The 19,070-nt window shown below is 62.4% G+C and carries 22 protein-coding genes; 12 read left to right on the top strand and 10 right to left on the bottom strand.

The genetic code is table 11. The features are described from left to right. The first annotated feature begins 14 nt into the window (after window positions 1–14). A complete protein-coding gene (locus H351_RS32565) occupies window positions 15–440 on the top strand; it encodes a class I SAM-dependent methyltransferase (protein WP_244891368.1) in 426 nt (141 codons plus the stop codon). Here the strand turns inward: H351_RS32565 and H351_RS18130 are convergent. After that, window positions 401–1,630: an MFS transporter gene (locus tag H351_RS18130; protein WP_029255312.1), complete on the bottom strand. Its 1,230-nt coding sequence runs from the start codon at window positions 1,628–1,630 to the stop codon at window positions 401–403. The genes H351_RS32565 and H351_RS18130 overlap by 40 nt on opposite strands. A 70-nt stretch (window positions 1,631–1,700) precedes the next feature. Here H351_RS18130 and H351_RS18125 point away from each other — a divergent pair, with 70 nt between their 5' ends. The 3 genes from H351_RS18125 to H351_RS32555 are packed head-to-tail and all read left to right on the top strand — an operon-like array spanning window position 1,701 to window position 3,108. Beyond that, the gene (locus H351_RS18125) at window positions 1,701–2,756 is read left to right on the top strand and encodes a LacI family DNA-binding transcriptional regulator (RefSeq protein ID WP_228232709.1); all 1,056 of its coding nucleotides are present in this window, start codon (window positions 1,701–1,703) and stop codon (window positions 2,754–2,756) included. Continuing rightward, a complete protein-coding gene (locus H351_RS32560) occupies window positions 2,753–2,899 on the top strand; it encodes a hypothetical protein (RefSeq protein WP_244891367.1) in 147 nt (48 codons plus the stop codon). Before H351_RS18125 ends, H351_RS32560 begins: the two co-directional genes overlap by 4 nt. Window positions 2,900–2,916: 17 nt before the next feature. Continuing rightward, window positions 2,917–3,108: a hypothetical protein gene (locus H351_RS32555; protein ID WP_244891366.1), complete on the top strand. Its 192-nt coding sequence runs from the start codon at window positions 2,917–2,919 to the stop codon at window positions 3,106–3,108. 95 nt (window positions 3,109–3,203) lie between these two features. On the opposite strand, the gene H351_RS18115 is transcribed toward H351_RS32555, so the two are convergent. After that, complete coding sequence (locus H351_RS18115) at window positions 3,204–4,022, bottom strand: helix-turn-helix domain-containing protein (RefSeq protein WP_029255314.1); 819 nt, start codon at window positions 4,020–4,022, stop codon at window positions 3,204–3,206. Between the two features lie 89 nt (window positions 4,023–4,111). Here H351_RS18115 and H351_RS18110 point away from each other — a divergent pair, with 89 nt between their 5' ends. Further along, entirely contained in the window at window positions 4,112–4,483 is a 372-nt protein-coding gene (locus H351_RS18110) for a cupin domain-containing protein (protein ID WP_029255315.1), read from the top strand. Here H351_RS18110 and H351_RS18105 read toward each other — a convergent pair whose 3' ends face one another. The 4 genes from H351_RS18105 to H351_RS18090 all read right to left on the bottom strand — a co-directional run bounded on the left by H351_RS18105 (window position 4,484) and on the right by H351_RS18090 (window position 8,282). After that, window positions 4,484–5,212, bottom strand: coding sequence for an HD domain-containing protein (locus tag H351_RS18105; protein ID WP_029255316.1), 729 nt, complete (start codon window positions 5,210–5,212; stop codon window positions 4,484–4,486). A gap of 208 nt (window positions 5,213–5,420) precedes the next feature. After that, entirely contained in the window at window positions 5,421–6,020 is a 600-nt protein-coding gene (locus tag H351_RS18100) for a CHAP domain-containing protein (protein ID WP_029255317.1), read from the bottom strand. A gap of 14 nt (window positions 6,021–6,034) precedes the next feature. Continuing rightward, on the bottom strand, window positions 6,035–7,606 hold the full coding sequence (locus H351_RS18095; RefSeq protein WP_020969565.1) for an MDR family MFS transporter: 1,572 nt from the start codon (window positions 7,604–7,606) through the stop codon (window positions 6,035–6,037). Between the two features lie 43 nt (window positions 7,607–7,649). Next, entirely contained in the window at window positions 7,650–8,282 is a 633-nt protein-coding gene (locus H351_RS18090; RefSeq protein ID WP_029255318.1) for a TetR/AcrR family transcriptional regulator, read from the bottom strand. 113 nt (window positions 8,283–8,395) lie between these two features. On the opposite strand from H351_RS18090, the gene H351_RS18085 reads away from it, so the two are divergent. The 4 genes from H351_RS18085 to H351_RS18070 all read left to right on the top strand — a co-directional run bounded on the left by H351_RS18085 (window position 8,396) and on the right by H351_RS18070 (window position 11,791). Then, window positions 8,396–8,755, top strand: a complete 360-nt coding sequence (locus tag H351_RS18085; RefSeq protein ID WP_029255319.1) for a zinc ribbon domain-containing protein YjdM — start codon at window positions 8,396–8,398, stop codon at window positions 8,753–8,755. Between the two features lie 101 nt (window positions 8,756–8,856). After that, entirely contained in the window at window positions 8,857–9,888 is a 1,032-nt protein-coding gene (locus H351_RS18080) for an ABC transporter substrate-binding protein (protein WP_235867799.1), read from the top strand. 51 nt (window positions 9,889–9,939) lie between these two features. Beyond that, on the top strand, window positions 9,940–10,359 hold the full coding sequence (locus H351_RS18075) for a DUF1622 domain-containing protein (protein ID WP_007728052.1): 420 nt from the start codon (window positions 9,940–9,942) through the stop codon (window positions 10,357–10,359). 31 nt (window positions 10,360–10,390) lie between these two features. After that, window positions 10,391–11,791 (top strand): DUF2252 domain-containing protein, encoded by a 1,401-nt coding sequence (locus H351_RS18070; protein WP_019748352.1) that lies wholly within the window; start codon window positions 10,391–10,393, stop codon window positions 11,789–11,791. A gap of 4 nt (window positions 11,792–11,795) precedes the next feature. On the opposite strand, the gene H351_RS18065 is transcribed toward H351_RS18070, so the two are convergent. The 3 genes from H351_RS18065 to ypfJ all read right to left on the bottom strand — a co-directional run bounded on the left by H351_RS18065 (window position 11,796) and on the right by ypfJ (window position 14,126). Continuing rightward, window positions 11,796–12,512 carry an SRPBCC family protein gene (locus tag H351_RS18065; protein WP_029255321.1) on the bottom strand — a complete coding sequence of 239 codons (717 nt, stop codon included), beginning with the start codon at window positions 12,510–12,512 and terminating at the stop codon, window positions 11,796–11,798. Between the two features lie 2 nt (window positions 12,513–12,514). Next, the gene (locus tag H351_RS18060; RefSeq protein ID WP_021332959.1) at window positions 12,515–13,126 is read right to left on the bottom strand and encodes an ArsR/SmtB family transcription factor; all 612 of its coding nucleotides are present in this window, start codon (window positions 13,124–13,126) and stop codon (window positions 12,515–12,517) included. Between the two features lie 76 nt (window positions 13,127–13,202). Continuing rightward, the gene (ypfJ, locus tag H351_RS18055) at window positions 13,203–14,126 is read right to left on the bottom strand and encodes a KPN_02809 family neutral zinc metallopeptidase (protein WP_003945028.1); all 924 of its coding nucleotides are present in this window, start codon (window positions 14,124–14,126) and stop codon (window positions 13,203–13,205) included. Between the two features lie 163 nt (window positions 14,127–14,289). On the opposite strand from ypfJ, the gene aspS reads away from it, so the two are divergent. The 3 genes from aspS (at window position 14,290) to H351_RS18040 (ending at window position 18,455) form a co-directional block, all read left to right on the top strand. Next, the gene (gene aspS, locus H351_RS18050) at window positions 14,290–16,098 is read left to right on the top strand and encodes an aspartate--tRNA ligase (RefSeq protein WP_019748356.1); all 1,809 of its coding nucleotides are present in this window, start codon (window positions 14,290–14,292) and stop codon (window positions 16,096–16,098) included. 18 nt (window positions 16,099–16,116) lie between these two features. Next, entirely contained in the window at window positions 16,117–17,082 is a 966-nt protein-coding gene (locus H351_RS18045) for a DUF389 domain-containing protein (RefSeq protein WP_019748357.1), read from the top strand. Between the two features lie 191 nt (window positions 17,083–17,273). Beyond that, on the top strand, window positions 17,274–18,455 hold the full coding sequence (locus H351_RS18040; protein WP_024487255.1) for a protein kinase family protein: 1,182 nt from the start codon (window positions 17,274–17,276) through the stop codon (window positions 18,453–18,455). Window positions 18,456–18,526: 71 nt separating this feature from the next. Here the strand turns inward: H351_RS18040 and H351_RS18035 are convergent, their stop codons facing one another. Then, on the bottom strand, window positions 18,527–18,907 hold the full coding sequence (locus H351_RS18035) for a nuclear transport factor 2 family protein (protein ID WP_019748359.1): 381 nt from the start codon (window positions 18,905–18,907) through the stop codon (window positions 18,527–18,529). Window positions 18,908–19,070 lie beyond the last annotated feature (163 nt).

Raw genomic sequence — 19,070 nt, 5'->3', positions numbered from 1 at the left:
TCGACGACGAGAACGTGATCATCGAAGCACGGCGGATCGAGGACTTTGCATCCGAGGCGAAGTACGACGCGATCACAGTCGTCGCGGCGTTGCATCATCTTCCACTCGAAGAGTCGATGAAGCGGCTGAGCGGCCTGCTCGAACCGGGCGGCCGGCTCGTCGTGGTCGGGTGTTATCGATCGACCACAGCCACCGACGCACTCCTGTCGGTGTTGGCGACCGTGTGCAATCCCGTCGTCGGCGTCGTCAAGCATCGACGGGTTGCCTCCGAGCCACTGAAGGCGATGACGGCTCCCACCGCGGAACCGGGTGAGTCGATGGCTGACGTCCGACGCGCGGCCGCGTTGTGTTTGCCAGGTAGCCGGATCAGGAGACGACTGTTCTGGCGATACACCCTGATCTACGACGCGACCGTCGCTGCCGCGTCGGTGGGGGAGTGAGTAGACCGCTGCGGTTCGCGGGGAAATGCGCGTCGGCCGAACCCGACTATCACCAACGAACCGATCATCAGAGTGGCCCCGATGCCCGCCAGATGTGAGAGCCCGCCACCGTCGACGACGGCCGCACCGAGCAGAGCGCCCGTTGCAATCGCGATCTGGAACACGACGACGTAGATGGCCGAGGCGCGGTCGGTCCCGATCGGGACGGCGCGCAGAACCGAGGATTGGAGGCAGATCGGAACGGTGGTGAACGCCGCACCCCACAAGATCGTGGCGACGACGGCGAACGCTCCCATCGACGGCGCCAAGAGCCAGAAGATGGCCAGCGCGCCTGCCACCGTCGCGATCGAGATGAGCGTGAAGAGACGCGGTCGGCGGTCGTAGTACTTGCCGGCGACCCACACTCCGACTGCGCCGGCGGCGCCGTAGACCAGAAGCATCGCGGTACGGATGCCACCGGACGAGCCGAGGCTTTCCTCCACCAGAAGTGTGAAGAACGTGTACGAAGCGAACTGCCCCAGGGCGGCAAACAGCGTTGCCGCGCAGATGACGGCGAGTGCCCGTTTCATCGCCGGTGTCGGCTTCGGTTTGTCTCGCTTGCTCCGATGGTGTTGATCGACCGGCATTTCGGGCAACGCACGATGCAGTGAGAAAGCAATGACCACTGCCACCACACCGATTGCCGCCGACGCAGTCCGCCAACCCCAGGATTGGCCGATCGCCGAAGACAGTGGACCTCCGAGAACAAAAGCGAGAGACGTACCGGCATACACCATCGCGATTGCCTTGCCCTGTTGTCCGCGCGGAACCAGAGTGGCTGCGACCGGGGCAACGACAGCCCAGAACACTCCGTGCGTCGCAGCGCAGAGCAATCGTCCGATCACCAGCATCGGATAGTTGACGGCCAATGCTGCGACCAGTTGCGACACCGCGAGGGTGGCCACCGTCAGAACGACGACGCGTCGTCGCGGCCAGGTTTTGACCGCTCCGATCAGCGGAAGCGTCAAGACCGCGACACCGTATGCGTAGAAGGTCAGCAGTAGGCCGACACGCCCTTCGGTGACGTCGAGGTCCGTCGAGATTTCGCTGAGCAGTCCGACGGGGAGCATTTCGGCCGTCACGTAGGCGAAGGCTGCTCCGGCCAGTGTCATCAGCCGTAGCGTGGTTGCCTTCGGCAGTCGAACAGTCATGTTGTGTAACGATACATGTATCGATACACACCTGCGCAATGGATATTCTGCACTCGCTATGCTGATGCTCATGGCCATACGTGCGCAGCGTTCGAGTCGACCGACGATGGCCGACGTCGCCAAGGCCGCAGGCGTGTCGGTGATGTCGGTGTCGTACTCCTTCGCACAGCCCGAGCGCGTGTCTGAATCAACGCGAGCCAAGGTGTTCGCCGCCGCCGAAGAGCTCGAGTACGCGGGCCCTAACCGGGCGGCGCAGTCCTTGCGGAGCGGGAAATTCAACAACATCGCGGTCGTCTTCAGCGAGAAGCTGACGTACGCCTTCGAAGACGCAGTAGCTCGGCGATTCCTCTCGGGAGTCGCCGAAGCGTGCCTGGATGCGAACGCCGGGCTGATGATGCTGCCGAACTCGGGGAAACCTGGAGACGTCGACAGAGTTCGCGACGCGGCAGTAGACGGCTTTGTCGTCTGGACCACCGTCTTCGACGATCCCATCCTCGACGCGATTGTCGGCACCGGAAAACCCGCGTGCATCCAGGGTGGGCCGTTGCACGAGGGTGTGGATCTCGTCGGGATGGACGATGTTGCCGGCGCCGTTGCGATCGCGGCAGTCGGGTTGTCGGGGGCGCAGCGGCCCGCGGTGATCAGCCTTCCGTGGGATCGTGAGCGTCGGTCCGAGATTCGGATGGACGTGGATCCAGGTGAAGCGTTCTTTCCGGTGTCCCGCCATCGGCTCGAGGGCTACGAGCGCGCCGTACGCGACGCGGGCCTCGATTGGCCCTCGGTGCGGGTGGGGGTCGTCACCGTCAACGAGCGGAGCGAGGGTGCGCGGATGGCTCGGTCCCTGCTCGACGTTCCCGAGAGCCGAAGGCCCGATGTCATCTTGGCGATGAGTGACGAACTGGCGCTGGGGGTTCTGGACGCGATCCGTGAACTCGGCCTCGCGCTGCCCGACGATGTCGCAGTCGTCGGATGGGACGACACAACAGCCGCATCGGACGCCGGCTTGACCACAGTTCGCCAGTCCCTGTTCGATCAAGGACGCAATGCAGCTCGCGTGGTTCTCGGGCTGGACGATGCGGTGGAGCCGGTCGAGTGGTCGGTGCGTCGGCGAACTTCGACACGATGATTACGCCGGTAGTGGTCGACGCTCTGCGTCTTCGGTGGTTCGTTCCTCTGGAACTCCTCGTGACGACACAAATGCCCGTCAGGCGTGGACCGATTTCGACGAGAATGCCTCAACTACCGGAGTGGTTCGCCGTCTACGGCTGATGTCGATGGAGTCCGACATGCTGCCCGACCCGAAGTTTCCGCACGGCCCGAACTGGGGTTGGGCATCGAGGCAATTCGTGTCCGGGTCCGAGCGGTTCTACGAGTTGGCCCGCGCGCCTCGCGCGTTGCGCTCGTATCAGCTGACCGATCGTGAATACGGGCCGCTGCGCGAGGACTTCCTCCTGGTCGACCTCGAGACGGCTGCTTGATCGTTGGGACCTGACACCGTTTTCATTCAGTGGACACAGACACCAGCTGATCGGAACCAGTGTCTGCTCGAGGAAACCGGTGCCAGGTGCTTCGACTAGCGCGCTCTGCCGACCACGTTCAGTGCGTATTTACCGGGCGGCGCCCCGACATGCTTGACGAAGTGCCGCGACAGGTGGGATTGATCGTGGAATCCGACGTCGACGGCCACGTCCGCCAATTCGCGCCCGGCGAGGATTGCGCGTCGCGCCAGATCGATTCGACGTCCCGTCACGTACTTGTGAGGCGGAAGCCCGAAATGCTTCGCGAAGTTCTTGATCAGATACGTGGGGTCCCGTTGCAGGATGTTCGACGCTTCCCGCATCGTGATTCCCGTTGTGAGTCGCGCATCGAGCAGGTCCCGAAGTTGATCGGCAACGCGTTCGTCAACGGTCGGCGTGTGACGGGATCGACCTGTGGCCGGTGTGAGGATCTCGTTCAATCTTTCAGCGAGGAACCTCAGGCGACTTTCGGCTTCGAGTGATTCGCCGTCCGGGCCGAGTGCAGAGTGCAGTTGATCGATGCGGTGGCGCAGCAGAGGGTCTCGAATCTCGGGGCTGTCCACCGCCGGGCCTATGAGGACCTCGCCGAGAACTGACGTGTCGAGGTAAAGGATTCGTTGACGAAATCCGGCCTCGGTGACCGGAACTCCGTCGTGTGCGATGCCTGGCGGCAACAGAGTCACGATCTCGGGTGCTGCGCCATGAGCGCGATGATCGAGGTCGTATGCAATCGTGCCGCGGTCGACGAGCATCAGAGACCACTGATCGTGCGTGTGTTTGGGATAGGCGTGTCCGACGAAATCGGCATGGAAGACCTCGGTGATTCCCGCGAGGCCCGGTGCCCACGCGGTGATCTGTGCGCCGCGGGGATCCATGTCAGAAACGTACAAGACGCAGCTGCCTCGGGTGACGAAGAGTGGCGGGGTCGTCATCGCGATGGTGTCGCGCCCGAGGGAGGAACAACATGAACAGTTCGGCAACAGCGGTATCGCTCCGCGAGAAGTTCGGTCAGTTCACCGAGCACTGGTCGCCCAAGAAGATTGCGGTCCTCAATGATTACGAGATCAAGATCGTCAAGATCAAAGGTGAATTCGTCTGGCACTCCCACACCGACACCGACGAAATGTTCCTGGTGACGAAGGGGCAGATTCGAATCCAACTCCGAAACGGAGATGTTCCACTGGGGCCCGGTGAACTGTTCGTGGTACCTCGCGGAGTCGAACATTGCCCGATCGCCGAGGAAGAAGCGGAGGTGATGTTGATCGAACCCGTCGGCGTGGTGAATACCGGGAACGTCGGAGGGGCGCGAACCGCAATGCTCGAGGACTTTTCGTAGTTACCGGCTCTTCCAATCCAGGGGATTGGTACGCAACGGCAGGGCCATTCCCGATCTCCAGAGCGTCGCCGCGCGAGAGTGCGGACGGAGCTCGACCTCGCGCCGCATCGATTGCGCGAACTCGTCGGTGAACCCTGTTCGCGGGTACTCCGCGATTGTTGCATCAACAGTTGCTCGCGGAATTTCGGGCGCACGCCGACCGGCAACGTCGAAATGCGCTGCGGCATGCAGTAGATAGGCGTCAGCGCCCGCGCCGCGGTCGACGGTCAGATCCATGTGTAGACGGATCGCTTCGCCGATTCGCCGTACCGACCTCTCCGAAGTTCCCACTCGGGTCGCGAGTTCTTCAGCGTCTGCGGCACTGATGTAGGTGAAACACCCGTGCTCGGCCGATCCTTCTGCGCCCAGTCCGACATCGTGAAGGGCGCACGCAGTGAAGAGATCTTCGGGGTCGTACTCGATCGCATCGATCTGCGCGAAGGCGTCGGCCCAGATCCAGCAGCGCAGGCTGTGGTTCAAGACCGCGGGGGAGAGGGTTCCTCTGGCGTGATCGAGCGCTTCGCTGCACAGCTTGGTGTCGGGGAGTGGGCGTTTGCGCAGCTCGGGTGTGCGAGTGGGGTAGCGGCCGAGCCGCAGTCGGAGCATCGACGGAGCACTCATGGCCTGCGCAGCAGCCGCGCGGGCCATGAGTTGTATCTGCTCGAGGGTGGTCAGCTCACCAGGGCGCATCGAATTCCTGTCTGAGGTAGGGGGCAGCTGGATATGAATCTAGTTGTCAGCTCTAATGCTTCGTTCGATATGAATATCTGTCGACGACGGAAACAAGGAATTATCCGAACAATGTCGATCCATTCGCACCAATCAACGGTTGAACCCATTCGGAAATCTCGCCGCTCACAGCAATCAAGTTTCATCACGCAAAGACGGCGGGGGTGGCTCAGATGACGCCGAACCCGACGATCCCCGGGACTTCCGACGGGACGATGCGATGGAGCATGACCTTGTTGTTCTCGTTGCCGCCGACGGTCGTCAGAGTGCCGCCGTCGTTGACCAGAACGACGTTGACGTGTTGGCCGAAGGGGCTCGAGTCGCCGTACAGGATCGTGTCGCCGACCTTGGGCTGGTAGTCCTGACCGTAGGGGACAAACGCGTCGACGGACTCGTAATACTCCTGCAGCGTGTACACCCCGGGGATGCGCCACGACCCTGAGTTGGGGTTCGAGAACGGCGTGCCGATCTGGTTCATCGACCAGCTCACGAAATCGGCACACCACGATTCCTCGACGCCCTCGGCGTACTTGGTGCCGGGACTCCCTGACTCCCACTCCTGCTCGAGGACGCCCAGTAGCGCACTCTGCTGAGCGCTGAGAATGCTGTGGTCGACGGCCGGGAACGAATCGAGATTCTCGCCGGCAAGAGCGTCGTCGCCGCGCGCGAACCACCACAGTGCGCCGGCGACAGCTACGACCACCACAACGCCGAATACGCCCAGAACAGCGAGAGTGCGTCTGGGCGTATTCGGTGCGTGCGACATCACGCCACGATAGTCAATTACTCGAGCGGGGGTGCCGAGCGATCGATCGTCGTCGCGAGTGGCTTCTCCTTGACGAAGAGCAACAGGACAACTGCCGCGATGACCAAGGGGACGAGGTACAGGAAGATCGGCGCCAGCGCGTCGTTGTACGCACCGACGATGATCTCGCGAACCTGGCTGGGCAACTTCCAGAGGATTCCCGGGGTCAAGGAGTTCTCGTCACCACCGACCGCGCCGCCATTCGCGGGGAGTCGCTCGGCCAGGAGATTGGTCAGACGCGAGGCGAACAGGCTGCCCACGATCGCGCTGCCCAACGACGCACCGATCTGACGGAAGAAGTTGTTCGACGCGGTGGCCGTTCCCACTTCGGCCGCGGGGAAGGTGTTCTGCACGATCAAGATCAAGATCTGCATGACGAGGCCGAGGCCGATACCCATGAGTGCGATGTAGCAACCGAAGACCAGCAGTGAGGTCGACGGCGTCAGACGTGAGAGCAGGACGAGAGCGACTGCGACGATGGATGTTCCGACGATGGGGAAGATCTTGTAGCGGCCGGTCTTGCTGACCAGCTGACCGGATCCGATGGAGGCGACCAGCAGGCCTGCCATCATCGGAATCATCATCAGTCCTGCTTCGGTGGCGTTCTTACCGGTCACCATCTGGATGTAGGTCGGCAGGTATGCGAGCGCACCGAACATCGCGATGCCGATGATCAGACCCGCGACCGTGGTCAACACGAAGTTTCGTTGAGCGAACAGGTGCATCGGAATTACCGGTTCGTCAGCACGCTTCTCGACGAAGACAAACGCCACTGCGGTCACGATGCAGCCGATGATCAACCCGATGATGACGCCTGACCCCCAGGCGTAGGTGTTGCCGCCCCAGGTGGTGAACAGGATCAGACAGGTTGCGGCCGTTGCGACGAGGACCATTCCCAGATAGTCGATGCGAGGTTTGCCGAGGTTCGGCTTCCGCAGGTGAAGGAATGCCATTGCGCTCGCGATTGCGAGGAGCCCGAGGGGGATGTTGATCCAGAATGCCCAGCGCCAGCCGATGCCCTCGGTGAACCATCCACCGAGAAGGGGGCCGGCAACCGAAGCCAGTGCGAACACGCCGCCCATCGCACCCATGTACCGGCCGCGTTGCCTGGCCGGGACGACGTCGGCGATGATCGCCTGGGACAGCAGGATCAATCCGCCGCCGCCGAGTCCTTGCACGGCTCGACCAGCGATGAGTGTGGTCATGTCGTGGGACAGACCGCCGATCACCGAACCGACGATGAAAATGCTGATGGCGCCGATGAAGAGGCCCTTGCGGCCGATCAGGTCACCGAGTTTTCCGTACACCGGCATCATGACGGTCGAGGCGAGGATGTATGCCGTCGTCACCCAGACCATGTGGTTGACGCCGTTCAATTCACCCACGATGGTCGGGAGCGCGGTGCTGAAGATCATCTGGTCGAGCGATGCCAGAAGCATCGTGATCATAAGCCCGACAAAAACGAGGATGATCGACCGTTTGTCCGGCGCGGCCTCGGTATCGGTATGCGTGCCGTCGGGCTCGACGGTCGCAGCTTCTCGAGTGGACATGTAGTTCCTTAGTTGAGTGACAGCTGGTGCGAGAGAGTGTGGATCAGCTCTCGGACCTGAGTATTCGAGCCATCAGGAGTAGCGCCGGATCAAGCAAGTCGGTTCTGGGGCTTGCCCGTTCACTGTTCTGCCATTTTCGGAAGACGTAACGCATCGCGGCGCCTGCGGTGATGACCGTTGCCGTGGCTTCGTCGGCAGCGGCTGTATCCGAGTGCAGGCGGCGATACTCGGTTCTGTGCGACAACTCCCGCGTGAGGATCCGGGTGAGCGTGTCTTCAAGATTGTGGAAGGTGGCCAGATGTTGTTGCAACAGCGTGGGATGACGTTCGAACAATTCGCGTCGATGCGCGAGCAGATCGGGTCGCTCGTCGACGATCTGCATCGCCGCCTCGAATACCGCGAGGGCGCCGCGCAGCGGATCGTCCGGGTGCTCGCCGATGAGCGTGAGCATGGTTGCCTCACTTGGCACGACGAGCATGAGCCCACCGATCGCTGCGTCCTTGGTGGGGAAGTAGTTGAAGAACGTGCGGGTCGACAGATTGCAGGCCTCGCAGATCTTCTCGACAGTCACTTCGTCGTAGCCGAGGTCGAGGACGAGTTCGACGGCAGTGTGCTCGATCAGCTGCCTCGTCGCAATTCGTTTTCGTTCGCGCAATCCGAGAGTTTCGGTTCCCATTTCATCCATAATTGCACAGAGTGCAAAGTTTCATCGAATGCAATATTTCGCCCAAGAATGCCTCATGAAATGCAAAAATGGGGATCGGGTGCCTGGTGGATAGGATGAACCGCGTGGAAGAAACCTTGCCCCCTTGCCCCGAATGCGCCGGCGAATACACCTACGAGATGGGCGCGTTGATGGTCTGCCCGTCCTGCGCGCACGAGTGGGCGCCGACCGATAGTGCCGGCGAGGACTCGGGTGTGGTGAAACTGGGTGTGGTGAAAGATGCCGTAGGAAACATCCTTGCGGACGGAGACACGGTGACGGTCGTCAAGACACTCAAGGTGAAGGGCAGTCCGACCGGCATCAAGTCAGGTACGAAAGTGCGCAACATCCGCCTTGTCCAGGGCGTTGGCGACCACGACATCGACTGCAAGGTCGACGGCATCGGACCGATGCAATTGAAGTCGAGTGTCGTCAAGAAGGTGTGACCGGACAGCGATAGATGTCGGCTCGAAATCCTGTTCAGTTTCGACGGTTCGATAGCCACAATCGAGGAGATCTTCGACCGCTCGAACGAATGGACCGAACTGTGCCGAACTCAATCTGCCTGACGCCCGCACTCGATAACACCACACTCGATACAGACGAGCAGTGGGAACGCATCGTCGATGCGCTGACACGCAGGGGATTCCTCGGCGCCGGGCTCGGTGTCGCAGCCGCGACCTTGCTGGCAGCGTGCAGCAGCGACGAAAGCGGCTCGGCGCCAAGTGGTCTCGTCACAGTGCAGGATGAGACGGGCAGTGTCGAGATTCCGTCGGATCCGCAGCGAATGGTCATCGCCCACGTCAGCGCCATGGCGACGGTCCTCGACCTCGGTGTGCCGCCGGAGAAGATCGTCGGCGGCTTCTTCGGTCTCGAAGGGGTGGGCGGCGACGCGGTGTTGCGCACGATGCCGGAGGCGGCGAACATCCCGAACCTCGGCACGGCGGGAACGTGGAACAAGGAAGCGATCATCGGCGCGTCGCCAGATCTGATCGTCATGCTCCTGACCGCCGGAAATGCTTATGCGGCAAAGTCCTACGACGAACTCTCTGCGACCGGTGTTCCAGTGTTCGCCGGCTTCAACGGGTACCTCACGTGGGACGAGATGAAGAAGTTGGTCACCTCGATGGGCGTCGCGGTCCGACGCGAAGAAGCTGCTGCGGAATTGAACGCGAGAACGGAAGAGCGCCTCCTCGCAATCAAGGATCGGCTCTCGGCCCTCGGCTCGCTACCGTCGGTGACGCTGCTGCGTACCGGCGAGAACGGTGTCGTCTACAACCAGGTCGACGCTCTTCTCGATGCTCTCGGGTTCCCGGGCGATCGAGCTACATCGGAGGAGTTCACCCGCACACTCACAGCGGAGCAACTCGATCAGGTGACCAGCGACGTGATCATCGTGGGTGCATTCCAGGACCAGCAGGACGTCCGCGCGCAGTTGGCAATGAACCCGCTCTGGGAGCGTCTTCCCGCTGTCCGCTCGGGGAACGTCCATTACGTCGACGACAGCCTGTGGGGCTCGGGCTATTCTCCTCGCGCGACCGAGCTGCGACTCGACGACATCGAGCGGATCTTCAGCTGACTCCGTCGTGTCACCTCGACTTATCGGTGCATTACCTCGAGAATCATGATCATGGACAAAATCAGGTTCTTCGAGCTTGTCACCGAATGGTTCGAAGTACTCGGTGTTGTCGCCATGGTCCTCGGGTTCGTGTTCGCATTCGTGATCGCGGGGCGCGCCTGGAGTCGAACGCGCGACGGTAGTTCAGCGTTTCGCACTCTGCGCGAGACGATGGGTGCGGTCATCCTTCTCGGGCTCGAGATCCTTGTCGCCGCTGATCTGGTGAAGACTGTGACGTCTTCACCGTCGCTGACCGACGCCGCAGTTCTGGGCATGATCGTTCTGATTCGGACCGTGTTGAGCCTGTCGATTCAGATCGAGATCGACGGGGTACTTCCGTGGCGCAAGGCGTTGGTGTCAAGTCCGGAACTCCTGGTACGCGCAGCGCGCGGATCAGGAGGCCGAACGACGCCCGACGCGTCGAGTTCGTAGCGATAGCCGTTGCGAGTGAAAGGTCGGGCAGATGACAGCAGTGCGTACCGAGCATCCCACTGTCGACGAGAGGCGGGCGCGCGGCCGCCAGGCGCGTAGAGATACGCCATTGGCCGCGCTCGCGGATCTGACAGAGAGTGACCGCGATCCGATATCACTGCTGGAATTGCAGGCGAAGTCGCGGGTACAGGACCTGGTGCCCATCCGATACGGGCGCATGTCGGCGTCCCGGTTCTCGTTCTTCCGTGGTGCTGCCCTGGTGATGACGGACGACTTGTCCCGAAGCCCTGATTCCGGCCTGAACAGCCAACTCTGCGGCGACGCACACCTGAGCAACTTCGGTATCTATGCGACGCCCGAGCGAAAGCTCGCGTTCGACATCAACGACTTCGACGAAACGTACCCGGGGCCGTTCGAATGGGACGTGAAACGGCTGGCCGCCAGTTTGGCGATCGCAGCGAAGGACAACGGATACTCCGGCAAAGAGCGTAAGAAGATCGTTCGCGGGTGTGCGGCCGAGTATCGCGAAACCCTGATCGCTCAGGCAGGATTGGGGAACCTCGCAGTTTGGTACGCGCACATCGCACCCGAAGACGGACTGGAAGAACTTCGCGTCGATTTGAAGAAGCGAATGCTCGAGCGGACCCAGGCGACGTTGGACAAGGCTCGTCGCCGAGACAGCGCTCAGGCTGCCGGCAAATTCACCGAAATCGTCGACGGGAGAAGGCGGTTCATCAGTGACCCGCCGCTGATCGTGCCGGCAGAGGAATTGTTCGCGGGCACCGACCTCACTCAGATCGAGGAGTTGCTACGTCAGCGCGTTCGTTCCTATCGAAGCACGTTGCAGTGGGACCGTCGGGTGTTGCTCGAAAGCTTCGAGATGACGCACATCGCGCGGAAAGTTGTCGGTGTCGGGAGCGTCGGAACGCGCGCGTGGATGATCCTGATGAAAGGCGTCGACGACGACGATCCGTTGATCCTGCAGGTCAAGGAGGCGCAGCCGTCCGTTCTCTCGGCGTACGTCGATGGCCCCACCTTCTCCAACGAGGGCGAACGAGTAGTGAACGGGCAGCGCCTGATGCAGGCCACCAGTGACATCTTCCTGGGGTGGGAGCGCGGACCGGGACTCGACGAGGATGAGCACGACTTCTACATCCGCCAACTTCGGGACGGCAAGGGATCAGCGGTCATCGAAACCATGAAACCTGAAGGGATGGAACTCTACGGGCGACTATGCGCGAGGGTCCTGGCCTATGCGCATGCTCGCTCGTCCGATCGGATTGCGATCGCCGAATATCTCGGTGACGGAACCGAATTCGATTTCGCGATCGGGGAGTTCGCGGCTGCCTACGCCAAACGCAACGCACGCGATCATGCCGCTTTGCTGACCGCGATCGACGACGGTCGCGTGTCAGCAGAGCGGGGAGTGTGACGACTCAGGCGAACACGCCGTCGAGCCAGGCCTGCCACGCTGTCGTTGCTGATCCACCGTCAGCGCCCTCTGCGAAGAGGTGGTGGGCCGCGTCGACGGTGCCGCCGAAGGCGTTTCGTCCGTAGAACCGCAGCAATGCGTCCTCGGTACGCAAGCCGATGAACCAGTCGTTGATGTAGTCGACAATCGCGTCGACGGTTCCGATTCCGGGGACTTTCACCGACGTGGCGTCACCGACAGCGGTGCCCGAGGTGATTCCGAGGGCGCTGCGAAGCGTTCCCATCGCTTGCGGCGAGGACGAGGATTCCGGGCCTTCGGCTGAGACATAGGTGACGGGTTTGCCGGCGAAGTACCGCACGTATTGGCCGAGACTGTGCAGGTAGAAGTCCGTGTGCTTACTCGCGCCGTCGTACTGGTTGTCCCAGTCCTCGGCAAACACTCCGGCGTGGACGTAGCGGACAACGGCGGTGCTCTCGTCGCGGGCCTCGACGACGTACTCGAGGTTGTTGAACCAGCCGTCGGGGCCTTGCATGTGGATGGCTAGCTCGCGGGGCGGCTCCCACGTCGCGATGATCGGGCTGTCCGGACTACTGCCGTCCGCAGGGATTTCGAGCGGAGACGGGAACATCCAGCCGGCCGTCTCTGCCGAGATTGCGGCCCAGATCTGCTCGGGAGTTCCGGGGACGACCACCTCGCGGCGGATTTCGAATTTCTCGGACATCGCTACTGCTCCGTTTCGGGTGTGGTGACGTGGGGTGTGGTGAGACTGGGATGCAGGGCGACAACCAAGCGGTGTTTGCGCCCGGCTTCGGAATTGCCGTCGTGGTATTTGGCCACAAGCGAGTTGACCGACTCGCCGAGTTCGCCGGCGAAGGCGGCGCGGTCGGCCGCCGTGGCAAAGGTGATGTCGCTGTCGATGGCAAAGGACGCCAACGGTTTTCCGGCCGCAGTTGCGCCGGCGATCAGTTCGCCGACCTCTCGGACGATCCGCGCCGCGAGAGTGACGAGCCAGCGCGCCGAGAGCTGATCCGGGAACCGGCTCGGGTCCGGCGCGAGCGCGGACATTGCAGCGGGGGAGATGACGTACGACGCGGCGCTGGCCTGCATGATCCGCTCCGTCATGTTTCCCCGCTTGCGCTCCTCGACGAGTTCGACGAGTCCGTGTTCCTCGAGAGTGCGCAAGTGGTAATTGATCTTCTGGCGCGTCAAACCCACTCGGGGTGCCAGCGAGGATGCTGATGCCGGAACTGCCAGTTCAGCCAGAATCCGTTGGCGGATCGGATCGAGCGAGGCCTCGGCAGCTGCGGGGCGATCGATGACTGCAACTTCCAACATGAGAAAACCATCCCACCGACAACTAGATCTGTCAAGACAGAAAAAATTGTCGGCGGGATGGTATTTCGGGGGTTCTCTACCGCTTCAGATCGGGCGGATTGTTCAGATCCCGCGCCGAGTACGTGTCACACGACGAGATCTGGCCCGTCTGGTATCCGGTCATGAACCACGCCTGACGCTGTGCCGACGATCCGTGTGTCCAGCCTTCAGGGTTGACCCGACCGGTCGTGGACTTCTGGATACGGTCGTCGCCCACCGACGAGGCGGCGGACAACGCGTCGCGAATGTCGTCTTTTGACAAGGGCTTCAGGAACGGTTGACCGGTCGCCTGATCGGGAATCGTGTCGGCAAAATGCGCCCAGACGCCTGCGTAGCAATCGGCCTGGAGTTCGGTGCGAACCGCACCCGACTGCTCACCCTGCGGGTCGGCCTGCGCGCGGCCGATGTCGCCGAGCTGATTCTGGATGTGATGTCCGAACTCGTGAGCGACCACGTACTCCTGTGCGAGCGGTCCGGCACTGGAACCGAAACGGTCGACGAGCAATTGGAAGAAGCTCGTATCGAAGTACGCCGTTTGGTCCGCCGGGCAGTAGAACGGACCGACATCACTCGACGCCTGGCCGCAACCGGTGTTGACCGAACCGCTGAACAGAATGACTTCGGGTCGCACGTACGCCGTGCCGGTCTGCTTGACCAACTGCTGTTCCCAAACGTCGTCGAGGCTTCCGACGGTCAGTGTGACGCGGCAGTTCACATCGGCGTTTGCCTGAGCGCCGGTGCACTCGTCGACCGACGACAGTCCGGTCGACGAACTCGAAGTTTCGGTGGACGTGCCCAGTAGTGAGCCGGGGTCACCGCCGAACAACAGCGCCAGGATCAGAACGATGATGCCGCCCGCGCCACCGCCGATCGCGATCTTGCCGCCGCGGCCACCGCCGCCCCCGCCGCCTTGAACCTGAACGCGTCCCGCTTCGCCGCGGGCCCCCTCGTTGAAGGTCATCTATGTCCGCTTTCTGCTGTCGTGAACAAGTGCTTGCCGTCACTTCTGGAGATAGCTTCGCATGCGATGCGGGTCCGCGTTTCCGCTCTGCGCAGTTCGCTCCGTAGGATCGCAGGCAAAGTAGTCGGTCATCGGTTATTGGAAGTAGTTCGAAAGGAATCCCGTGCTGCGCACACATCTCGCCGGTTCATTGCGACCCGAGCAGGCAGAGCAGACCGTAACGCTCACCGGTTGGGTAGCCAGGCGTCGTGATCACGGCGGAGTGATCTTCATCGATCTCCGTGATGCATCCGGAGTTGCGCAGGTAGTTTTCCGGGCAGGTGACGTGGCCGAGCAGGCGCACCGTCTGCGCGCGGAATACTGCGTTCGCGTAACCGGAACGGTCGAGGTTCGCCCCGAGGGCAACCAGAACTTCGAGATCCCCACCGGAGCAATCGAGGTCAACGCCACCGAACTCGAGGTTCTCAACGAAAGCGCACCGCTGCCGTTCCAGCTCGACGATCAGGTCGGCGAAGAAGCACGCCTCAAGTACCGATACCTCGACTTGCGTCGTGAAGGGCCCGGATCCGCAATTCGCTTGCGTTCCAAGGTAAGTGCCGCAGCGCGCGGCGTTCTCGCGCACCACGAGTTCGTCGAGGTCGAGACTCCGACGCTCACGCGTTCGACGCCAGAGGGTGCCCGTGACTTCCTCGTACCGTCACGCCTGCAGCCCGGTAGCTTCTACGCACTGCCGCAGAGCCCGCAGCTGTTCAAGCAGCTACTCATGGTCGGCGGCATCGAGCGCTACTACCAGATCGCGCGTTGCTACCGCGACGAGGATTTCCGCGCCGATCGTCAGCCCGAGTTCACTCAGCTCGACATCGAGATGGCTTTCGTCAACCAGGACGACATCATCCTGCTTGCCGAGGAAATCCTGACGGCGCTCTGGAAGCTCGTCGGCCACGAGATCAAGACGCCGATCGATCGCATGACCTACAACGAGGCAATGCGTCGTTACGGCAGCGACAAGCCGGACCTGCGTTTCGGTATCGAACTCGTCGAGTGCGCGGAGTTCTTCAAGGACACGACCTTCCGCGTCTTCCAAGCCGAATACGTTGGCGCCGTCGTGATGCCCGGTGGTGCAAGCCAGCCGCGCAAGCAGCTCGATGCCTGGCAGGAGTGGGCGAAGCAGCGCGGCTCCAAGGGCCTGGCGTACGTGTTGGTCGGCGAAGACGGCACTCTCGGTGGTCCCGTTGCCAAGAACCTGACCGACGCCGAGCGTGAGGGCCTGGCCGCTCACGTCGGAGCCCAGCCGGGCGACTGCATCTTCTTCGGAGCGGGCGCGACCAAGTCGACGCGCGCTCTCCTCGGCGCTGCCCGTGGTGAGATCGCCCGCAAGAAGGATCTCATCGATCCCGACGCGTGGGCCTTCGTGTGGATCGTCGACGCTCCGATGTTCGAGCCGACCGCCGACGCCACTGCATCCGGTGACGTTGCTCTCGGCCACTCCGCCTGGACCGCCGTGCACCATGCGTTCACGTCGCCGAAGCCGGAGTTCTTCGACACGTTCGACACCGATCCGGATTCCGCTCTCGCCTACGCCTACGACATCGTCTGCAACGGCAACGAGATCGGCGGCGGCAGTATTCGTATCCACCGCAAGGACATTCAGGAACGAGTGTTCAAGGTGATGGGTATCTCCGAGGAAGAGGCGCAGGAGCAGTTCGGCTTCCTTCTCGACGCCTTCGCCTTCGGCGCGCCTCCGCACGGCGGAATTGCTTTCGGCTGGGACCGCATCACCGCACTCCTCGCCGGCATGGATTCCATCCGTGAGGTCATCGCGTTCCCGAAGTCCGGTGGCGGCGTCGACCCGCTGACGGATGCTCCGGCACCGATTTCTGCGCAGCAGCGCAAGGAATCGGGTATTGATGCGAAGCCCGAGAAGAAGTCAGAGGACAAGAAGTCCGAAGGCGACACCGTCGAAGCCAAGTAGAGCCGACACCGGATCGCCATGCTGCATTTGCGGGTGATCTGCCCGACCGAGCGCACCGAGCAAGTTCTCGGTGCGCTCGCGTCGCAGCGGGGCGCGACACACATCGTCGTATTACGTGATGTCGCGGTTCATCCCGCCGGCGACATGGTGGAGGCCGACGTCGCCCGTGAGGCGGCCAACGACGTCGTCGATGCTCTGACCGCTCTCGGCGTCGCCGAGGACGGCGGAATGACGCTCGTACCAGTCGAGACGGTGTTGTCGGCGGCGGCGCGCAAAGCTGAGCGCGACGTGCCGGGTGATCCCGCGGATTCCGTCGTGTGGGAGGAATTGCTGTCCCGCACTCGGGAAGAATCAACTCTCAACGGATTGTTCGTCGCGTTCCTGACGATCGCATGTCTGCTCGCGGCAATCGGCGTTGTCACCGACTCTCAGATCACGATCGTGGGCGCCATGGTCGTCGGCCCGGAGTTCGGGCCGCTGGCCGCGCTGGCTGTGGCACTCGTACGGCGGGATCGACGGTTGCGTCGACGTTCGATTCTCGCGCTCGCCGTCGGATTCCCCATCGCGATGGGCGTGACTCTCGCCGCAACGTTCGTGGTGAAGTTCTTCGGGTGGATGGACGTCGTGAGTCTCGAATCGCTCCACGAGGTCGATTTCGTCTACAAGGTCGGGCCCATCTCGTTTGTCGTCGCGCTTCTTGCCGGTGCGGCTGGAATGCTGGCACTCGTCTCGTCGAAGTCCGCTGCCTTGGTCGGAGTGTTCATCTCCGTCACCACGGTTCCTGCCGCCGGTTTCGCGGTAGTTGCGGCAGCAAACGGAGAATGGCGGATCGCCGGGTTGTCGTCGCTGCAACTGGCTGTCAACCTGGTCGGGATCGTCACTGCCTGCGTGCTCGTCCTCTGGGTCAGAACCCGGGCCGACGAGGAATTCGAAGCAGCGTTGAAAGGCATTTCTCGATTTGTCGACGAGGACAAAACTCCATGACATCGCCGGTTCGGAGTTCTGCTCACCGACAGCAGAATTCTCGCGAGAACTGTGTGCCGGTGTGGCGATTAGGGACTTTTGTCATCACCGCAGGTAGGCGGCAATTTCTGTCGCTGTGAGAGCTTGAATTCGCCGCTGTGAGTGGATGAGCTGGGCATGATCGGAGTCACTAACGGGTAAGTTGGTCGGTGATGACCGCATTACTGGCAGACCCCGTTTCCGAAGTCGTCGCAGCTGCTGAGCAGTTGCTGACACGCCGCACAGGGGCACCCGTAACCCTGGTGGATCCAGTCGATCTCGGGGGGAGTGGCCGCACCGTCGTGCTACGCGTACGTGTCGCCGAGAACCCGTTCTCGCTGCCTCGAACGCTGGTGATCAAGCAGGTCCGCGACAACTTCCAGGGAGCCACCAAAACCGCGATTGCGCTCCCCGCCGCGTCCGAAGGTGACTTCGACGTCGAGACCGCTTTCCTTCGTGAAGCGGTGTCGTATCAGTTCGCCAACGCGCTTGCCAAGGACGCACGCCCCGGCGCCGAACTGTTGGCGTCCGACCTCGATGCTCGCCTCTTGATCCTGAGTGATCTCGGCGACGCCACCGCAATCAGCGTCCGACTCGAAGACTCCGACCCGGACACCGTCACTCACACGCTGATGGCCATGGCGCAGGCCATGGGGCGCATGCACGCCGCGACCGTCGGCCGTGAGGACGACTTCACCGCACTGCTGCGTCGAGCCGAGGTCGCCCATTGCTCCGATGAAGTGGCGGATCAGGTGGGACGCGCAGTGGCCGGTGTTCCCGCGATGTTGGTGGAAAGTCTCGGCATCGATGTGAGTTCGGACATTCTCGAGCAGGTTCAGCACGCGCAGACACTGTTCAGTGGCGGTCGATTCCGCGCCTTCAGTCCGTCGGACCTGTGCCCAGACAACATCATCGTCAACGACGACGGCGTGCAGTTCCTCGACTACGAGTGGGGTGGCTACCGGGACGCCCTCCTCGACATCACCTACGCGTTGGTGTCGTTCCCCGGTTGCCTGTGCAACATCGACCTGACCGAAGAGCGGGCGTCGGCGATGGTCGATGCCTGGCGGGCCGAGGTCGTCGGGATGTGGCCGGCCCTGGCCGACGAGGCCGAATTGGGGCGCAGGATCGTCGAGGCCCAACTCATCTGGGTCTGGCTCAGCACCTATCTGTACCTGCCCGAGGATCATTCACGTATCGCCGCTGTCCGCGAGCACTATCTCTCGATTCCACGCGCCGACGCACTGGTGGGCCGCTGGGCAAGGCTCGCGCGTTCGGCGAAGCTCGCCGGCAACGACGCCGTCGAGGCACACGCCCGCGACGTCGTGGCGGCGCTGCGCACCGAGTTCAGTTGAGTCTCTGACTGATCACACGCAGAAGGGCGCCCGTGCATGCAGCACGAGCGCCCTTTTTCGGTCGAGTCCGCTCAGTTGTCGGAGACCAGATCGTTCTCGGACAGGTCCGTCGCCGCGAGCGCCGTCGCCAGATCAGGATGGCGGAACGTCGACGTCACCTGGTCGGCCACGACTCGGAAAGCCGAGGCCAGGGTCGCGGACTTGTCCGGTTCGGCCGCCCACGTTGCGGTCTGTTCGACGACGACCACGCCATGGTGGACGTACATCTTCCCGGGGACGAGCGTGATGCCGGCGTTGGTGGCCCACTCGCGCAGGGCAGCGAGTCCCTGGCTCGCGCCCTTGGGGCCGCCTACCTCGATGTCGTCACTCGACAACTGCAGAAGTGTGTCGATGTCTTGGGAGTTGAGTGCATCGTGCCACGCGAGGACGGTGGCGATCTCGGAGGTGCTCATGGCGACAACGCTATTACAGCGCCTTTGCCGAGGACGTGAGGGCTGGCGGAACTGCGGGTTGTGTCAGGCGTCGGTGGTCTCTAGTAGCGTCGATTCGTGAGCGATTGGCAAGCGGAAGACAGTGTGGGGGCGAAAGACGGCGTGGTGGCGGAAGACGGCGTGG

Origin of the sequence: Rhodococcus erythropolis R138 (genome assembly GCF_000696675.2) — a bacterium.
GTDB classification, from domain to species: Bacteria; Actinomycetota; Actinomycetes; order Mycobacteriales; family Mycobacteriaceae; genus Rhodococcus_F; species Rhodococcus_F erythropolis.
Note: the sequence above shows the minus strand (reverse complement) of the source record. Positions and strands in the feature narration are given on the sequence as shown.

Bases quoted from the DNA above. Each gene is read 5' to 3' on its own strand.
- ypfJ (WP_003945028.1), bottom strand. From the start codon at position 14,126: ATGACCTTCAACGAGGGGGCCCGCGGCGAAGCGGGACGCGTTCAGGTT.
- H351_RS18095 (WP_020969565.1), bottom strand. From the start codon at position 7,606: ATGTCCACTCGAGAAGCTGCGACCGTCGAGCCCGACGGCACGCATACC.
- H351_RS18040 (WP_024487255.1), top strand. From the start codon at position 17,274: ATGACCGCATTACTGGCAGACCCCGTTTCCGAAGTCGTCGCAGCTGCT.
- H351_RS18125 (WP_228232709.1), top strand. From the start codon at position 1,701: ATGGCCATACGTGCGCAGCGTTCGAGTCGACCGACGATGGCCGACGTC.
- H351_RS18090 (WP_029255318.1), bottom strand. From the start codon at position 8,282: ATGGGAACCGAAACTCTCGGATTGCGCGAACGAAAACGAATTGCGACG.
- H351_RS18115 (WP_029255314.1), bottom strand. From the start codon at position 4,022: ATGGATCCCCGCGGCGCACAGATCACCGCGTGGGCACCGGGCCTCGCG.
- H351_RS18060 (WP_021332959.1), bottom strand. From the start codon at position 13,126: ATGTTGGAAGTTGCAGTCATCGATCGCCCCGCAGCTGCCGAGGCCTCG.
- H351_RS18065 (WP_029255321.1), bottom strand. From the start codon at position 12,512: ATGTCCGAGAAATTCGAAATCCGCCGCGAGGTGGTCGTCCCCGGAACT.
- H351_RS18075 (WP_007728052.1), top strand. From the start codon at position 9,940: ATGGACAAAATCAGGTTCTTCGAGCTTGTCACCGAATGGTTCGAAGTA.
- H351_RS18110 (WP_029255315.1), top strand. From the start codon at position 4,112: ATGAACAGTTCGGCAACAGCGGTATCGCTCCGCGAGAAGTTCGGTCAG.
- H351_RS18045 (WP_019748357.1), top strand. From the start codon at position 16,117: ATGCTGCATTTGCGGGTGATCTGCCCGACCGAGCGCACCGAGCAAGTT.
- H351_RS18130 (WP_029255312.1), bottom strand. From the start codon at position 1,630: ATGACTGTTCGACTGCCGAAGGCAACCACGCTACGGCTGATGACACTG.
- H351_RS32560 (WP_244891367.1), top strand. From the start codon at position 2,753: ATGATTACGCCGGTAGTGGTCGACGCTCTGCGTCTTCGGTGGTTCGTT.
- H351_RS18105 (WP_029255316.1), bottom strand. From the start codon at position 5,212: ATGCGCCCTGGTGAGCTGACCACCCTCGAGCAGATACAACTCATGGCC.
- H351_RS32555 (WP_244891366.1), top strand. From the start codon at position 2,917: ATGCTGCCCGACCCGAAGTTTCCGCACGGCCCGAACTGGGGTTGGGCA.
- H351_RS18070 (WP_019748352.1), top strand. From the start codon at position 10,391: ATGACAGCAGTGCGTACCGAGCATCCCACTGTCGACGAGAGGCGGGCG.
- H351_RS18035 (WP_019748359.1), bottom strand. From the start codon at position 18,907: ATGAGCACCTCCGAGATCGCCACCGTCCTCGCGTGGCACGATGCACTC.